Source organism: Pantoea sp. JV6, from assembly GCF_025910055.1.
GTDB lineage: Bacteria > Pseudomonadota > Gammaproteobacteria > Enterobacterales > Enterobacteriaceae > Pantoea > Pantoea agglomerans.
In genome coordinates, this window is the sequence record NZ_JAPCIM010000002.1 from 1 (window position 1) to 15818 (window position 15818).

The 15818-nt window shown below is 56.6% G+C and carries 13 protein-coding genes; 5 read left to right on the forward strand and 8 right to left on the reverse strand.

The window, feature by feature from the left end:
• Window positions 1-34: 34 nt before the first annotated feature.
• The 3 genes from OK412_RS00720 to OK412_RS00730 are packed head-to-tail and all read right to left on the reverse strand — an operon-like array spanning window position 35 to window position 1743.
• Entirely contained in the window at window positions 35-223 is a 189-nt protein-coding gene (locus tag OK412_RS00720) for a YpfN family protein (RefSeq protein WP_003848800.1), read from the reverse strand.
• A gap of 22 nt (window positions 224-245) precedes the next feature.
• A complete protein-coding gene (dapE, locus tag OK412_RS00725) occupies window positions 246-1373 on the reverse strand; it encodes a succinyl-diaminopimelate desuccinylase (RefSeq protein WP_264352578.1) in 1128 nt (375 codons plus the stop codon).
• A 1-nt stretch (window position 1374) separates the two neighbouring features.
• A complete protein-coding gene (locus OK412_RS00730) occupies window positions 1375-1743 on the reverse strand; it encodes an ArsC family reductase (protein WP_187492419.1) in 369 nt (122 codons plus the stop codon).
• Window positions 1744-2027: 284 nt separating this feature from the next.
• Here OK412_RS00730 and OK412_RS00735 point away from each other — a divergent pair, with 284 nt between their 5' ends.
• Complete coding sequence (locus tag OK412_RS00735) at window positions 2028-2219, forward strand: hypothetical protein (protein WP_010259981.1); 192 nt, start codon at window positions 2028-2030, stop codon at window positions 2217-2219.
• A 104-nt stretch (window positions 2220-2323) separates the two neighbouring features.
• Here OK412_RS00735 and acrD read toward each other — a convergent pair whose 3' ends face one another.
• From acrD to narQ, 3 genes are all read right to left on the reverse strand, one after another.
• Window positions 2324-5440, reverse strand: coding sequence for a multidrug efflux RND transporter permease AcrD (gene acrD, locus OK412_RS00740; protein WP_033758593.1), 3117 nt, complete (start codon window positions 5438-5440; stop codon window positions 2324-2326).
• Between the two features lie 167 nt (window positions 5441-5607).
• Window positions 5608-6237: a response regulator gene (locus OK412_RS00745; protein WP_033758590.1), complete on the reverse strand. Its 630-nt coding sequence runs from the start codon at window positions 6235-6237 to the stop codon at window positions 5608-5610.
• A 137-nt stretch (window positions 6238-6374) separates the two neighbouring features.
• Window positions 6375-8063, reverse strand: coding sequence for a nitrate/nitrite two-component system sensor histidine kinase NarQ (narQ, locus tag OK412_RS00750; protein ID WP_029519734.1), 1689 nt, complete (start codon window positions 8061-8063; stop codon window positions 6375-6377).
• A 254-nt stretch (window positions 8064-8317) separates the two neighbouring features.
• Between narQ and OK412_RS00755 the strand changes: the two genes are divergently transcribed.
• The 4 genes from OK412_RS00755 to OK412_RS00770 all read left to right on the forward strand — a co-directional run bounded on the left by OK412_RS00755 (window position 8318) and on the right by OK412_RS00770 (window position 12349).
• Window positions 8318-8590, forward strand: a complete 273-nt coding sequence (locus OK412_RS00755; protein ID WP_010671356.1) for a DUF1471 domain-containing protein — start codon at window positions 8318-8320, stop codon at window positions 8588-8590.
• Between the two features lie 278 nt (window positions 8591-8868).
• Window positions 8869-10365, forward strand: coding sequence for an L-asparagine permease (ansP, locus tag OK412_RS00760; protein ID WP_010259970.1), 1497 nt, complete (start codon window positions 8869-8871; stop codon window positions 10363-10365).
• Window positions 10366-10507: 142 nt separating this feature from the next.
• Window positions 10508-11086 carry a GDP-mannose pyrophosphatase NudK gene (gene nudK, locus OK412_RS00765; RefSeq protein WP_031592577.1) on the forward strand — a complete coding sequence of 193 codons (579 nt, stop codon included), beginning with the start codon at window positions 10508-10510 and terminating at the stop codon, window positions 11084-11086.
• Window positions 11087-11275: 189 nt separating this feature from the next.
• The gene (locus OK412_RS00770) at window positions 11276-12349 is read left to right on the forward strand and encodes a DUF1176 domain-containing protein (protein WP_033772384.1); all 1074 of its coding nucleotides are present in this window, start codon (window positions 11276-11278) and stop codon (window positions 12347-12349) included.
• Here the strand turns inward: OK412_RS00770 and ampH are convergent.
• Both ampH and tkt read right to left on the reverse strand, forming a co-directional pair.
• A complete protein-coding gene (ampH, locus tag OK412_RS00775) occupies window positions 12346-13509 on the reverse strand; it encodes a D-alanyl-D-alanine-carboxypeptidase/endopeptidase AmpH (RefSeq protein WP_010259962.1) in 1164 nt (387 codons plus the stop codon). The two genes, OK412_RS00770 and ampH, sit on opposite strands and share 4 nt — an antisense overlap.
• A gap of 256 nt (window positions 13510-13765) precedes the next feature.
• Entirely contained in the window at window positions 13766-15766 is a 2001-nt protein-coding gene (tkt, locus tag OK412_RS00780; protein WP_264352579.1) for a transketolase, read from the reverse strand.
• Between the last annotated feature and the right edge of the window lie 52 nt (window positions 15767-15818).

The window sequence follows — 15818 nt, forward strand, 5'->3', positions numbered from 1 at the left end:
GACTGGCATTACTGCATAGCAGGGGCTTTTTCGTTTACTTCTTCTTCGGCCAGTTGTCGTCGTCATCCCATTTATCGTTGAAATCACGATGCGGCGGCAGGTCAGGTTTGTTATCCATAAATTTTTTATGATCGATGCGTTTCAGATCTTTATAAACGTTCATCAGCACGCCAACCATCAGCAGGATCACCAGGATCCACCAGTAATCTTTAATAAATTCCATTTGCTGCTCCTTAAAACCGCCGTCAGGCGATCAGTTGTTCCATGATGCGTTGGTACATCCGGCTCAGCATCTGCAGGTCGGAGGCTTTCACACACTCATTGATTTTATGAATGGTGGCATTCACTGGCCCCAGTTCCACCACCTGTGCACCCATCCGGGCAATAAAGCGGCCATCGGAGGTTCCGCCCGTGGTCAGCAGCTGCGGCTTAATTTCATTATAGTGCGCTACAGCTTTCACGACGGCATCAACCAGCTTACCGCGCGTGGTCAGGAAGGGCTGGCCAGAGAGTTTCCACTCAATGGTGTAACGCAACTGGTGACGATCCAGCAGCTCTGCGACCCGCTGACGAATCGTCTCATCGGTGAGTTCGGTGCTGAAGCGGAAGTTAAACTGCACAAACAGCTCGCCGGGGATCACATTGTTACTGCCGGTGCCCGCCTGGACGTTGGCAATCTGCATGCTGGTCGCCGGAAAGAACTCATTCCCCTGATCCCACTCGGTCGCGACCAGCTCGTTCAGCGCGGGCATCGCCCGGTGAACCGGGTTATCCGCCAGATGTGGATAGGCGACGTGGCCCTGCACGCCATGCACCATCAGGTTAGCGGTGATCGAACCGCGACGGCCATTTTTCACCACATCACCCACCACTTCCGTGCTGGAGGGCTCGCCGACCAGGCAATAGTCGAGCCGTTCGCGGCGCGCCATCAGCCGCTCAACCACTTTAACCGTGCCATTGGCCCCGCTGGCCTCTTCATCAGAGGTAATCATAAAGGCGAGTCGCCCTCGGTGATTGGGACGCACCGCAACAAAACGTTCGGCAGCCACCACCATTGCCGCCAGCGATCCTTTCATGTCGGCCGCGCCGCGACCGAACAGCATACCGTCGCGGATGGTGGGTTCAAACGGCGGATTAATCCAGCGGCTGGCATCGCCAGGCGGCACCACATCGGTGTGACCGGCAAACGCCAGCGTTTCACCTTCGCCACGGGTGGCCCAGAAATTCAGGGTGTCGTCGATGTTCATCGTTTCAATCTTAAAGCCAATGGCTTCAAGACGGGCGATCAGCAGAGCCTGACATCCGGCATCATCGGGGCTGAGAGAGGGGCGACGAATAAGCTGCTGCGTCAGCTCAATGACCGGGCAAAACATATTATGACTTCTCCTGGATAGCATTCTGATAGGTGGCTTCGCTGAAACCGGCGAGCAGGGCGCCATCCGGGGCGCGCAACAGCGGACGCTTAATCATGGCGGGATGCGCCAGCATCAGCGCTTTGGCGCTGCTGGCATCGGTAACCGCGTCGCGATCACTCTCAGGCAATTTACGCCAGGTGGTGCCCCGGGTGTTAAGCAGAGCCTGATAACCCAGTGCATCGATAAACTCCTGCAGCAGGACATCGTTCAGGCCATCCGCACGGTAGTCGTGGAAGTGATAGTCAACGCCTGCGTCTGTTAAAAAGCGCCGGGCTTTTTTTATGGTGTCGCAATTTTTAATCCCGAACATCACCCACTGCGTGCTCATTGCCCGATCCTTATTGTCCTGTGAGAAGTGAAAGCTGAAAAAAGCAGCCAAAGTGCGAGTTTACCATAGTGTGATCCGTTGCGGCATCTGCGCAGGCGCGGGAATCGGGCCACAGAGCACGGCAGCAAGGTCATCGTCCGGCATCGGGTAAACGCTATCAATTTCGCATCTAACCATTACCCTGCTTATCAATAAGAGCTTAGGAATTTCGCCATGTTGATAAAATAGTCTACCGCTGGGTTTAAAATAAATTATTTTCAACGGGGTTAAGGAGTTGCTGAAGTGTGCGTCAGCTTGCAAAACCAGCAACATTCATGTTTTTATGGCGTATGCCGATAGATATAACAGGTGTAAACGTATTCACCTGTATAAAAAAAGAGCGTAACATTGCCAGCACAATAAGAGAGGGCATTATGATTGACACCGAAATGGGAACCTGGAAAGAATTTATCGAAGCGATGTTACGCAACAAGTAACGCGCGAAGAAAAAGCAGGTTAATCCCGCTTGCTGGAATTCTTACCACACACAGAAATAAGGCGGCCACTGATATCAGTGACCGCTTTTTATTTGCGCCTCTACTTAGTCGAGCGGCTTCTCTTTGAGCGGGAAACGGCGGCGTACCAGCACAAAGAACAGCGGCACAAAAAAGATCGCCAGCAGTGTGGCAGAGATCATTCCGCCCATCACACCGGTTCCCACGGCATGCTGGCTGCCGGAGCCCGCTCCGCTGCTGATCGCCATGGGCAGTACACCAAAGATAAAGGCCAGCGAGGTCATCAGAATCGGCCGCAGGCGCTGACGCGATGCCTCCAGCGTAGATTCCACCAGCTCGCGTCCCCGGCTGTTGATCTCATTAGCAAATTCTACAATCAGGATGGCGTTTTTGGCGGATAACCCCACTACCGTCAGCAGGCCAACCTGGAAATAGACGTCATTTTCCAGCCCACGCATCCAGGTGGCGATTAGCGCGCCGACCACGCCCAGCGGCACCACCAGCATCACCGAGAACGGGATCGACCAGCTTTCATACAGCGCGGCCAGGCAGAGAAAGACCACCAGCAGCGAAATCGCATAAAGTGCCGGCGCCTGCGAACCGGAGAGCCGCTCCTGATAAGAGGCACCGGTCCACTGGAACCCGACGCCCAGGGGCAGGGCATTAACCAGTTTTTCCATCTCATCCATCGCCGTGCCGCTGCTGACGCCACTGGCCGCTTCGCCGACAATCTCCAGCGACGAATAGCCGTTGTAGCGTTCAAGACGTGGGGAACCGGTCTCCCAGCGGCTGGTGGCAAACGCGGAGAAGGGCACCATTTTGCCGCTGCTATTGCGCACGTACCATTTGTTGATGTCGTCTGGCAGCATGCGGAATTCAGCGGCAGCCTGTACATAGACCTTCTTCACCCGGCCACGATCCAGGAAGTCATTCACGTAGCTGGAACCCCACGCGGTGGTCAGGGTGTCGTTGATGGTATCCAGCGACACGCCCAGCGCCTGCGCTTTACGTGCATCAACATCGATCTGCAGCTGCGGGCTGTCATCCAGTCCATTGTGCCGTACCCGCGACAGCGCGTTGTCATTGCCCGCCATCTCCAGCAGTTTGTCACGCATCGCCATCAGTTGGGTATGACCGACGCCCGCGTGATCCTGCAGTTGCAGGTCAAAGCCGGAGCTGCTGCCCATGCCGGTGATGGCTGGCGGGCTGCTGGCAATCACCCGGCCCTCTTTGATCTTCTGAAATGCCTTCGTCGCGCGCTCGATAATCGCGAACGAGGTGCGATCGGCACCGGGCCGCGCTTCCCAGTCTTTCAGCCGCACAAACAGACGCGCCACGTTTTGTCCATTGCCGCCCGGACCTGCGCCGATGGTGGAGAAGACCGACAGCACATTGGCTTTCTCCTCGGTGAGATAATAGTTTTCAACTTTGGCGACGACGCTGGCAGTTTGCTCAAGTGTCGCGCCTGCCGGAAGCTGAACCTGCGTCAGGAATACGCCGCGATCTTCCAGCGGCAGAAACGACGTCGGCAGACGCAGAAACAGAAAGGCCATCAGGCCGATGATGCCGAGATAGAGCAGCAGCCAGCGACCGCCCTTGCGCAGGATACCCGCGACCCCGCGCTCGTAGCGGTCAGCATTGCGATTAAAGTGACGATTGAACCAGCCGAAGAAGCCGCGACGCTCAGGCTGCTCGCCCTGTGAAACGGGTTTGAGCAGCGTGGCACAGAGCGCCGGTGTCAGGATCATCGCCACCAGCACCGACAGCACCATCGCCGACACAATGGTAATTGAGAACTGACGGTAGATGGCGCCGACGGTGCCGCCGAAAAACGCCATCGGCACAAACACCGCAGAGAGCACCAGCGCGATACCCACCAGCGCGCCCTGAATCTGGCCCATCGATTTTCGGGTGGCGGCACGCGGCGAGAGTCCCTCTTCATGCATGATACGTTCAACGTTTTCCACCACCACGATGGCATCATCCACCAGCAGCCCGATTGCCAGCACCATGGCAAACATGGTCAGGGTATTGATGCTGAACCCGCAGGCATAGAGCACGCTGAAGGTGCCGAACAGCACCACCGGCACTGCAATAGTAGGAATTAAGGTGGCACGGAAGTTCTGCATAAACAGGTACATCACGCCAAATACCAGCACAATCGCCTCCAGCAACGTCTTCACCACATCGGTGATTGACGCTTTAACGAAAGGGGATGTTTCATAGGCGATTTTTGCTTCCAGACCGTGCGGGAAGTAGTGGGACAGCTCCTCAATGCGCGCCCGCACCAGCTTATCGGTGTTCATCTCGTTGGCACCGGATGCCAGCTTCACCCCCAGGCCTGACGCGGGCTGGCCGTTGTAACGACTCAGATAATCATACTTCTCAGCGCCCAGCGCCACGCTGGCGACATCGCCCAGCGTCACCACCGAACCATCGGGATTGTTCTTCAGGGTAATCGCCCGGAACTGCTCAGGGGTCTGCAGCATCGACTGGGCGTTGACCGTGGCGTTAAGCGCCTGTTTCTCTACCGACGGCAGGCCACCCACCTGACCCACGGCAACCTGGGTGTTCTGCGACTGGATCGCACTGACCACATCTTCCGTGGTCAGCGAATAGGCGATCAGTTTATTGGGATCGAGCCAGATACGCATCGCATATTGCGAGCCGTAAGCGTCAACCTGGCCGACGCCATCAATACGGCTTAGCGGATCCTGAATATTACTGGCGACATAGTCTGAAATATCCTGCTTATCCATGCTGCCGTCGGTTGAAACGAATGCCACCATCAGAATATTACTGTCACCGGTTTTATTGACGGTCACACCCTGCGACTGCACCGCCTGTGGCAATTTGCGCAGTGCGGATTGCAGCTGGTTCTGTACCTGCTGACGGGCTTCATCGGGATTGGTCCCGGCGGTAAAGGTGAGGGTGATCTGTGCCTGGCCGGTGTTGCTGCTGTTAGAGGACATGTACATCAGATTATCGATGCCGGTCATGTTCTGCTCGATCACCTGGGTAACGGTGTTTTCCAGCGTCTGGGCGGATGCGCCCGGATAGTTAGCGGTGATGCGCACGTTGGGCGGTGCCAGATCGGGGTACTGTTCAATAGGCAGCGAAATAATCGAAAGCGTGCCACACAGGCACAGCAGAATCGCCAGAACCCAGGCAAAGATAGGGCGGTCGATAAAGAAATTCGACATTAAATCGACACTCCTCACTACTTTTATCGTTGGTCAGGCCCACCAGCAACGGGCGCTCTGGCAGGAAACTCGGCGGGTCTTTGCCATGATTCTCCGCCGCCGTTTACTCTACGTGCGGCAGCGGGGGAAATCGTGGAGAAATTGAGGAGAAAATGTAAATTCGTTGGCTATTTGCGGCTTTCAAGCCACATCACCGTGGCGGCGACGCGTGAGCGGACATCCAGTTTCCGCAGCAGGTTACGAATGTGCACTTTTACCGTCTCTTCAGAGATATGCAGAATAGCGGCAACCTCTTTATTCGACAGGCCACGCGCCACCTCCTGCAGCACATCCCGTTCGCGCTCGGTGAGCTGACGCAGAGGATCGGCACTGTGCTGGCGATTAGCCAGATAGCGGGTGACGCCCTCGCTGAAGACCTTTTCGCCCCGCGATGCCTGCAGGATATGCCCCAGCAGGACCTCCGGCTCGCTGTCCTTGAGCAGATAGCCGTCAGCACCGGCATCCACCATGGCAAAAATATCGCTGCGGGCGTCAGAGACGGTCAGCACCAGAATGCGCGAACTGATCCCTTCATGGCGCAGCGCCTTCAGCGTATCCAGTCCGGACATGCCTTTCATATTCAGGTCGAGCAGAATGATGTCCGGTTCCTGATGGCGGGCCTCCGCCAGCGCTTCAGTGCCGTTGCTGGCTTCGGCGATCACCTCCAGCCGGGGATCCAGCGCCAGCAGCTGACGGACACCGCGGCGCATCAGCGGGTGGTCATCCACAATCATCAATGTTAATGCGGGCTGTTGCATATTTTCTCCGTTTCATAGGTTTCAGACTGCGGCAGATCAGACGGTATTGTTCAGGGACAACACCCTGTTTTGTATCGAATAGTCCGCGGTCGCAAACCGATAGATTATTTTAATGAATTAAGACCCGCTCTGGCCTGCTATTCCAGCGGGCGCGCCGGTTGCGGTGGAAAGCGCAACTCCACCCTGGTACCCCGTGGCTGTGCATGGAGGGTCAGATGGCCGCTCAGGCGCTGAGCGCGCTCCGCCATAATAGTCAGGCCGTAATGGCCCGGCGGTTCGTCAGTGCTGTTCATCCCCACGCCATCATCCGTAATCGTCAGTAAGTGCTCACCTTTTTCACTGTGCTGATAATCCACCCGGATAACCTGCGCACTGGCGTGACGAATCGCATTCAGCAGCGCCTCACGGACGATCTGCAACACATGCACCTGCTGTTGTGCTTCCAGACTCTGCAGGCCGGTCTGATAGTTAAAGTGTATCTCTGCGCTGCTCTTCTCCTGCAGCGAGGCGATCATCGCCTGCATGGCCGCCACCAGATCCGCCTGCTCAATGGTCAGACGGAAGGTGGTCAGCAGCTCACGCAGCTGACGATAGGCCTCGGCCAGCGCCTGATCGAAGTCCGCGATAATGGTATGGGCGGCGCTATCGTCTTTATCAACGGCGCGGCGCAGCAGGGTCAGCTGAATGCGTAAAAACGAGAGCGACTGCGCCAGCGAGTCATGTAATTCCCGGGCAATGGTCGTGCGCTCTTCAATCAGCAGCATCTGCTGATACTGCTGCTGTGCCTGCCAGATCCAGATAGCCCGTCCCAGCATCGCCGCCAGGCTGCGCATCAGTTCATCCGGAGGCGAGGCACCAGCTGTCTGCCAGCGCAGCTCGCCAATCTGCTGCTCGTCCTGCTGTAACGGCAGACGTTGCCACTGACCGGCTGCCTGATCATCACCGGCACGAAACTGAAACTGGTCGCTGTCGAGCCGGATCGCCGTCAGTTTCTCGCGCGTCAGTACATTGGTTAACACGGCTTCAAACAGTGCCGGATGCAGCGGGCTGGCGGTCAGCATTTGTGAGCTGTCATAGAGTAGCGACAGCGTGCGATTCGCCTGGGTTAAATCTTCTGTTTTGGCGCGCACCGTGCTTTCCAGCAGCTGGTAGTGCGAATGCAGCCGTGCCGCCATGCCGCTGAAGGCATGCGACAGCACCCGCAGTTCATTCTGCTGCTCAACGTGCAGCGGCGGAAAAGCAAAGTTGCCGCTCTCTACGTAGCGACTGGCGGTGACCAGCGCATTAAGCGGGCGCACCACCTGCAGTCGGGTAAAGCGAATCGTCATCAGTGCCAGCGCCACAATCGCAATGACCCCCACCAGGCTGCTGGCGGCCACCAGATGCATTTTCAACTCGGTATAGCGTTGCAGACCCAGTACAAAGCGATCGATTTCACCGACGTAGATCGGCACCTGCTGCTGATAAGCCACGGTATCGCCCTGTTGCAACTGTTGCTGCAGCGAGGGCCAGGCGGCACGCAGCCGTTGATAGCGAACACTTACTTCACGGGGTACCCAGGGCCGATCAAGTTTCTGCAGCACCGGGGCATCCAGCGTTTGCTGATAGCGCGCCAGATGATGAGCCAGATTTTGCGGCTGCCGGCTGGCATCCCAGGCCATGCGATAGCTCTGCATGCGCAGTGAACCCGCCAGATTGATCGCCTCCGCGTCGCGCTGGCTGCTCAGGAGCGTGACTAATGCCAGACCGGTGGTGAGCAGCGACAGCAGGACAATGGCGCTGAGCGCCTGAGCGATGCTTTGAGTTACGGAACGTTTAACAATCACATGAATGGCCCTGTTGAGAGTGCGGGAATTATAAGAGCGCATTAACGTAACGCAAATGATCCATTCCCTGTTTATCGCACAGGACGTTACACATCGCACATAAAATGACCGCAACTGACAGTTCCCAGGACGTGCTGCTGTTCAACGCTTAAAAAAGGAACAGGTTTACATCGTCCCGATGTTGCTTTTCATTGCAGCGCTAATAATTCATCCAGTCATCAACTCAACCCCGAACACAGATTAAGGAGCATCCAATGAAAAAGCTGAATGCTGTCCTGGCAGGCGCATTACTGGCTACCGCCTCATTTGCCACTTTTGCCGCCGCGCCGGTCGATCAGTCGCAGGCGCAGAGTATGCAGAGCATCGGTAGCGTTTCGGTCTCCGGCGTTCGCGGCTCGCTGGACGATGCGAATCGCCAGCTGTCGCAAAAAGCGGAAGAGATGGGCGCCAGCCATTACCGCGTTATCGGTGTCGATAACCCAGGCGACTCCAGCCTGTGGAGCGGCACCGCAGAGATTTATCGCTAACCCAACCCTCCTGTTTCCATCCCTGTAGCTTTTACCGGCCTGAAAATGGCCGGTTTTTTTGTTTTTGTGCATCAGGATGGATTCTTACAAATCAGCCTGTGCATCTGCCCGGTATATTTTGCTTCGTTCTTGCAGAACGGGTAGGATTCATCGCCGTAAATTCCCGCGCTGCCTGGCACTCACTCACAGGCAAACGCACAGAGGAAAATACCCCGTTTCACAGGGCATTACGCCTGAAATGGGGGCGACGACTGATAGTCAGGACAAACAGGAATGCTATGAAATCTAAAAACAAAACCCCAGGCGAGATGCGCGCTGCGAAACGACGCTGGCTCAACTCTCATGACGCCGGCTACCAGAAGGCGATGGGTAACCGTCACGTACAGATGATTGCGATCGGCGGTGCCATCGGTACCGGTTTGTTCCTGGGCGCAGGTGGCCGTTTGCAGGCTGCTGGCCCCGCCTTAGCCATCATCTATCTGGTGTGTGGCATCTTCTCCTTCTTTATTCTGCGTGCGCTGGGCGAACTGGTGTTACACCGTCCCAGCAGCGGCAGCTTCGTCTCCTACGCCCGTGAATTCCTGGGTGAGAAAGCCTCCTACGTGGCGGGCTGGATGTACTTCGTCAACTGGGCAATGACCGGCATCGTCGATATCACCGCCGTCGCGCTCTACATGCACTACTGGGGCGCATTTGGTGATGTGCCACAGTGGGTGTTCGCCCTGGGCGCGCTGGCGATTGTCGGCACCATGAACATGATCGGCGTAAAGTGGTTTGCCGAGATGGAGTTCTGGTTCGCGCTGGTGAAAGTGCTGGCAATTGTGATCTTCCTGGTGGTGGGCGTGGTGTTCCTTGGCACCGGCAAACCGCTGGATGGCAACAGCACCGGCTTCCATCTGATCACCGATAACGGTGGCATGTTCCCGCACGGCTTACTGCCTGCGCTGGTGCTGATTCAGGGTGTGGTGTTCGCCTTTGCCTCTATCGAACTGGTAGGTACGGCGGCGGGAGAATGTAAAGACCCGAAAACCATGCTGCCGAAAGCGATCAACAGCGTGATCTGGCGTATCGGCCTGTTCTACGTTGGCTCCGTGGTCCTGCTGGTGCTGCTGCTGCCGTGGAACGCCTATCAGGCGGGTCAGAGTCCGTTTGTTACCTTCTTCTCGAAGCTGGGCGTGCCTTACGTTGGCAGCATCATGAATATCGTGGTGCTGAGTGCCGCGCTCTCCAGCCTGAACTCGGGCCTCTACTCAACCGGGCGTATTCTGCGTTCCATGTCGATGGGTGGCTCTGCACCGAAATTCATGTCTAAGATGAACGGTCAGCAGGTGCCTTATGCCGGTATTCTGGTGACCATCGCCGTCTATGTGATTGGTGTGGTGCTTAACTACTATGTGCCTTCTCAGGTGTTTGAGATCGTCCTGAACGTCGCCTCGCTGGGGATTATCTCCTCCTGGGCCTTTATCGTGGTTTGTCAGCTGCGTCTGCGCAAAGCGATTAAAGAGGGCAAGGCGGATGATGTCAGCTTCAAGCTGCCAGGCGCGCCGTTTACCTCATGGCTGACGCTGCTGTTCCTGTTCAGCGTGCTGGTGCTGATGGCGTTTGACTACCCGAACGGGACTTACACCATCGCCTCCATTCCGCTGATCGCGGTACTGCTGGTGCTGGGATGGTTTGGCGTGCGTAAGCGTGTTCACGCCATAGCTGAGACCGAACAGGATCATCACGAAGAGGAGCCTCAGCCGACCCGACTGGCTGACGACACCTCACGCTGATAAGCGCTGCAGCAATCAGGCCAGCTTTCGGGCTGGCTTTTTTTTGGCGTAAACCGCCTCATTCACCGCGAGAATTAAGATAGTTTTCCCGCAAGCTTGCCCCTATGATGAAAGGCTCCCTTTATGCGGTAGCGGAGTCCTCATGTCGTTTAAGATCAACATCATCAAAGATAAGCTCCTGTCCGAAAACTGGTTTGTGCTGCGTAACTACACCTATGAGATCACCGATGGTCGTGGCGAGGTTATCCGCCATAAACGTGAAGTCTACGATCGCGGAAACGGGGCGACCATCCTGCTCTATAACCGTGAAAAGAACAGCGTGGTTCTGACGCGCCAGTTCCGTATCGCCACTTACGTCAACGGTAACGAGGGCGGCATGTTAATTGAAGCCTGTGCCGGCTTGCTGGACGACGACTCTCCGGAAGATTGCATTCGCAAAGAGGCGATTGAAGAGACCGGTTATGCGGTGGGCGAGGTGGAGAAACTCTATGCCTGCTATATGTCGCCGGGCGGCGTCACTGAATTGATCCACTTTTTCGCGGCAGAATATAATGAATCGCTGCGCGACAATGCGGGCGGCGGCGTTGAAGATGAGTCGATCGACGTGCTGGAACTGCCTTTCCCTGATGCACTGGCAATGGTCGCCGATGGCCGCATTCGCGACGGCAAAACCGTCATGCTGTTGCAGCATGCGCAGATCGCTGGCTGGCTGATACCATAAAAAATCATGCAGTTAGCCTGTTGCAGCGTGACGGCGTTGAGCGTGGAAAGTGAAGCATAATCCACTTTTCATGCACGCTTTTTAAGCAGTTAACTGCGCTTTTTGCACAGGTTCACAGAATGGGAACCCTGGCAGGCCCGTTGATGCGCTATCCTCTCCACTCTGGGTATTCGGGGATCGATTTTCTTAATGTCGTATTGGATGAAATCGCTGTGGCTGTTGCCGTCTCTGTGGGTTGCCTGTGTTCAGGCGGAACCGTTGCAAAAGTCATTCAACGACTGGCAAATCACCTGCAACAATGAAGCCTTTTGCGTGGCGCGCAATATTCCGGGCGACAAAGGGTTAGTGATGACGATTTCGCGGCATGCGGGCGTCAACGATCGCCCCTTGCTGCGAATCGACTACGGCAGTGCCTACAGTGGCGCGCTGCCTGGCGGTTCGCTTCAGGATAACCTGCTACTGGATCAGCGCCGTCTGAAACCCGACCTCAAACACTGGACGGTTGAACCGCATCATCTCGCCACCAGCAATGCCATCGCAATTGATGAGTTTCTTGATCTGGTGATGGAGGCGAAAACCCTTCAGCTCACTTTCGATCCCAATGCGCTGATCTCCCTGCGCGGTATGAAGGCCGCGCTGTTGCTGATGGATGACACCCAGGGGCGGGTCAACAGCATGAGCGCATGGGTTAAGCGTGGCGATCGCGCCAGCTGGGATGTTCCACCACCGCCTGCGCTGCCGCCATTGCCGCCTGCTGTCGAGCCACCCGCGGCATTGACGCGCGACGAGACCAGCGGATTAATTGATTACGGCACCTGGCGGGTCAATACCGACTCCTGCTCACTCGATCCACTGCGCCGTGAAGTCAGCGTTGCGCCACTCACCGATCAGCGCGCGCTGCTGCTGGTGAGTTGTGAAATGGGGGCTTATAACGTGATCGATCTGGCGTTTGAAGTGACGCGCAGCCAGCCGTATGTTGCGCGCGGCATCACCTTAACTCTGCCGTTTACCCCACCAGGTGCCAGTGATCGGCAGCTTGAGCTGATTAACGCCGAATATGATGCGGCCAGCGGCCAGCTCTACACTTTTGGTAAAGGACGTGGATTGGGTGACTGCGGCAGTGCCACACGCTGGCAGTTTGATGGCGCGCGTTTTGTGTTAGCGGAGTATGCGGAAGAGTCGACCTGTGATGCCTGGCACAGCAGTGATGACTGGCCAACCCTGTGGGTCAGCCAGTCTGACGGTGGCGTACAGCAGCGTTAACGAATCGCCTGCACCATCATCGGTGAGCCAAGCTGATTACCGACCAGTTCGGCCAGCATATTATTCACGCCGTCGCTCATTGGCGTAAAGCGGGTCAGCGGCGAGCGAGTCACCACCACAAATACCCCCACGTTATGCTGCGGCACCATCGCCATATAGGTGATGAAACCGCCGCCGCCGCCGGTTTTCTGAATAATGCCAGGACGACCATTTTTCGGCCCCATAAAGACCCAGCCCATCCCCAGCGCATCCGCTTTACCCGGCACATCCATGCCTTCTACTTTGCTCAGCTGATCGCGACGATAGATCAGCGTTTGTAGTCGATCGATCTGCGGCGTGCGGTGGTTAACCGAAGAGTTAAGGAACTGCTGCATCCAGCGGCCCATATCATCCGGCGTTGAGTAAACGCCGCCGCTGCCAATCGCCGCCAGGGTGTTATTGCACGGACTGGCCCCTTTTTCCGCCACCATCAGGCGTCCGCACTGCTCTGGCGAAGGCGTAAACGTCGTGTCCTTCATGCCGAGCGGGCGGGTAATCAGCTGCTGAAACAGCGCCGGATAGGGTTTGCCCGTGGCGCGCGACAGCGCATCACCCAGCAGATCGTAGCCCAGGTTGGAGTAGGCGGCACTGCTGCCCGGTGCTGCTTTGAGGTTAGCGCGTGACAGCCACGCCCAGCGTTCACCACGGGTCGGCCAGACAAATACCGGACGCTGCGCTTTGCCGCCTGGCTGTTCGCGCGGCAGTCCGCTGGTGTGGGTCGAGAGATTGATCAGGCGAATGGGCTGACCATTGTAGGTGGGCACGCGTGAACCCGGCGGCGCATATTTACTCAGGGGATCGTCGAGGCGGATCTGTCCGCGCTCAGCCAGCTTCACCATCACTTCACTGGTCATCAGCTTACTCAGCGAGGCGATGCGGATCAGCGAATCTTTCTGCGGACGGACATTGTTGCCGGGACGGGTTTCACCAAAGCTGGCGAACACCCGCTGATTACCATCAATCGCCACCAGTGCCATGCCGGTTGCACCGCTGCCGTAAAAGATATGTTCCGCATAGCGATCAACAATCTGAGAGGCCAGCAGTGGATCGGGCGCGACCTGCGCCATGCTTTTTAATGGAAGCAGTGAAACCATCAGGGCCAGTAAATAGGGTGTGCGCATGTTCAACGGAAGTGGCTTCGCTATAAAATCGGAGGAAATCTGCCTTCACTCATCGGGATGCATCAGGACAGAACCGCGTTATCCCGGCAGAACAACAGCGGGAACAGACGGACAGCCAGCGCACAGGCAGCATTAAGTATGACGGCTCTATAGTAATGAGTTTACGCAGGGCGGGAAGAGGGGAATGGAGTTTTTTTTATGTATCAGGCTATAAGTGGAAATGGCCCTTCCCGGTGAGCCGGGAAGGGCATAAGCATTAAACTGGCTTGAGTAATGCTTCAGCGTGGCTGACGATATTCTCAACCGTGAAGCCAAACTCCGGGAACAGCTGACTGGCCGGGGCCGATTCACCAAAGGTGGTCATACCGACAATCGCACCGTCAAGACCGACATACTTGAACCAGTAGTCAGCAATACCCGCTTCTACCGCCACACGCGCTTTCACGCCGCTCGGCAGTACGGATTCGCGGTAAGCGGCATCCTGCGCATCAAACAGGTCAGTAGAAGGCAGTGAAACCACCCGCACCTTGTGACCGCCTGAAGTGAGCTTGTCCGCTGCACCCAGGGTGATCTCAATCTCTGAACCGGTCGCGATCAGAATCACTTCTGGTGTGCCGTCGCAATCCTTCAGCACGTAGCCGCCGCGTTTGATGTTTTCGATCTGCTCCGGGGTACGTTCCGGCTGCAGCAGATTCTGACGCGAAAGGATCAGCGCAGTCGGGCCGTGATGACGTTCGACGGCGGCTTTCCACGCTACGGCTGTTTCGACCTGATCGCACGGACGCCATACGCTCATGTTTGGTGTCAGACGCAGGCTGGCGATCTGCTCTACCGGCTGGTGCGTCGGGCCATCTTCGCCCAGACCGATGGAGTCATGGGTGTAGACCAGAATCTGTCGTGCCTTCATCAGCGCAGCCATACGCGCGGCGTTACGCGCATATTCGACAAACATCAGGAAGGTTGCGGTGTAGGGAACGAAACCGCCATGGTGCGCGATACCGTTACCAATCGCCGTCATACCAAATTCACGCACGCCGTAGTGAATGTAGTTACCGGCCGGATCCTCTTTGATCGATTTAGAACCAGACCAGATGGTGAGGTTACTCGGTGCCAGGTCAGCAGAACCGCCGAGGAACTCCGGCAGCATTTTGCCGTAGGCTTCCAGCGAGTTTTGTGACGCTTTACGGCTGGCGATTTTCTGCGGGTTAGCCTGCAACTCCTGAATGAACCGGGTCGCTTCGGTTTCCCAGTTGGCGGGCATTTCGCCATTCATCCGGCGCTCATACTCTTTCGCCAGCTCTGGATGGGCTTCTTTGTAAGCCGCAAATTTTGCATCCCAGGCTTTTTCACGTTCAGCACCCGCCGCTTTGGCATCCCACTGCTGGTAGATTTCAGCCGGGATCTCAAACGCCGGATAGTTCCAGCCGAGCTGTTTGCGGGTCAGGGCAACTTCTGCCTCACCCAGCGCCGCGCCGTGCGACTCCTCTTTACCGGCTTTGTTCGGCGAACCGAAACCGATAATGGTGCGGCAGATAATCAGTGAAGGCTTATCGGTGACACTCTGCGCCTCTTTGATCGCCTCACGAATGGCATCAGCGTCATGGCCGTCGATATCGCCAATCACATGCCAGTTGTAGGACTCAAAACGTTTATGGGTGTCGTCAGTAAACCAGCCTTCGGTCTCGCCATCGATCGAGATACCGTTATGGTCATAGAAGCCGATCAGTTTGCCGAGACCCAGGGTCCCCGCCAGTGAACAGACTTCGTGCGAGATGCCTTCCATCAGACAGCCATCGCCCATAAAAACATAGGTGTGGTGATCGACAATCTCATTATCCGGACGGTTAAACTGCGCGGCCAGCGTGCGTTCTGCAATGGCTAAGCCCACGGCGTTAGCCAGTCCCTGACCCAGCGGGCCGGTGGTGGTTTCAACGCCTGGGGTGTAGCCGATTTCCGGGTGACCTGGCGTTTTAGAGTGCAGCTGACGGAAATTTTTCAGCTCTTCAATCGGCAGGTCATAACCGCTCAGGTGCAGCAGGCTATAAAGCAGCATCGAGCCGTGGCCGTTGGAGAGGATAAAGCGGTCGCGATCAAGCCAGGCGGGATTGGTCGGATTATGCTGGAGGAAGTCGCGCCACAACACTTCGGCGATATCGGCCATTCCCATTGGCGCACCGGGGTGGCCTGAATTTGCCTTCTGTACCGCATCCATGCTCAGTGCACGAATCGCGTTTGCCAACTCTCTGCGTGAGGACATAAAGTTCTCCCTTGTTATGCATCAGGGCGGGAAAGTCCCGCCCGACTAAAAT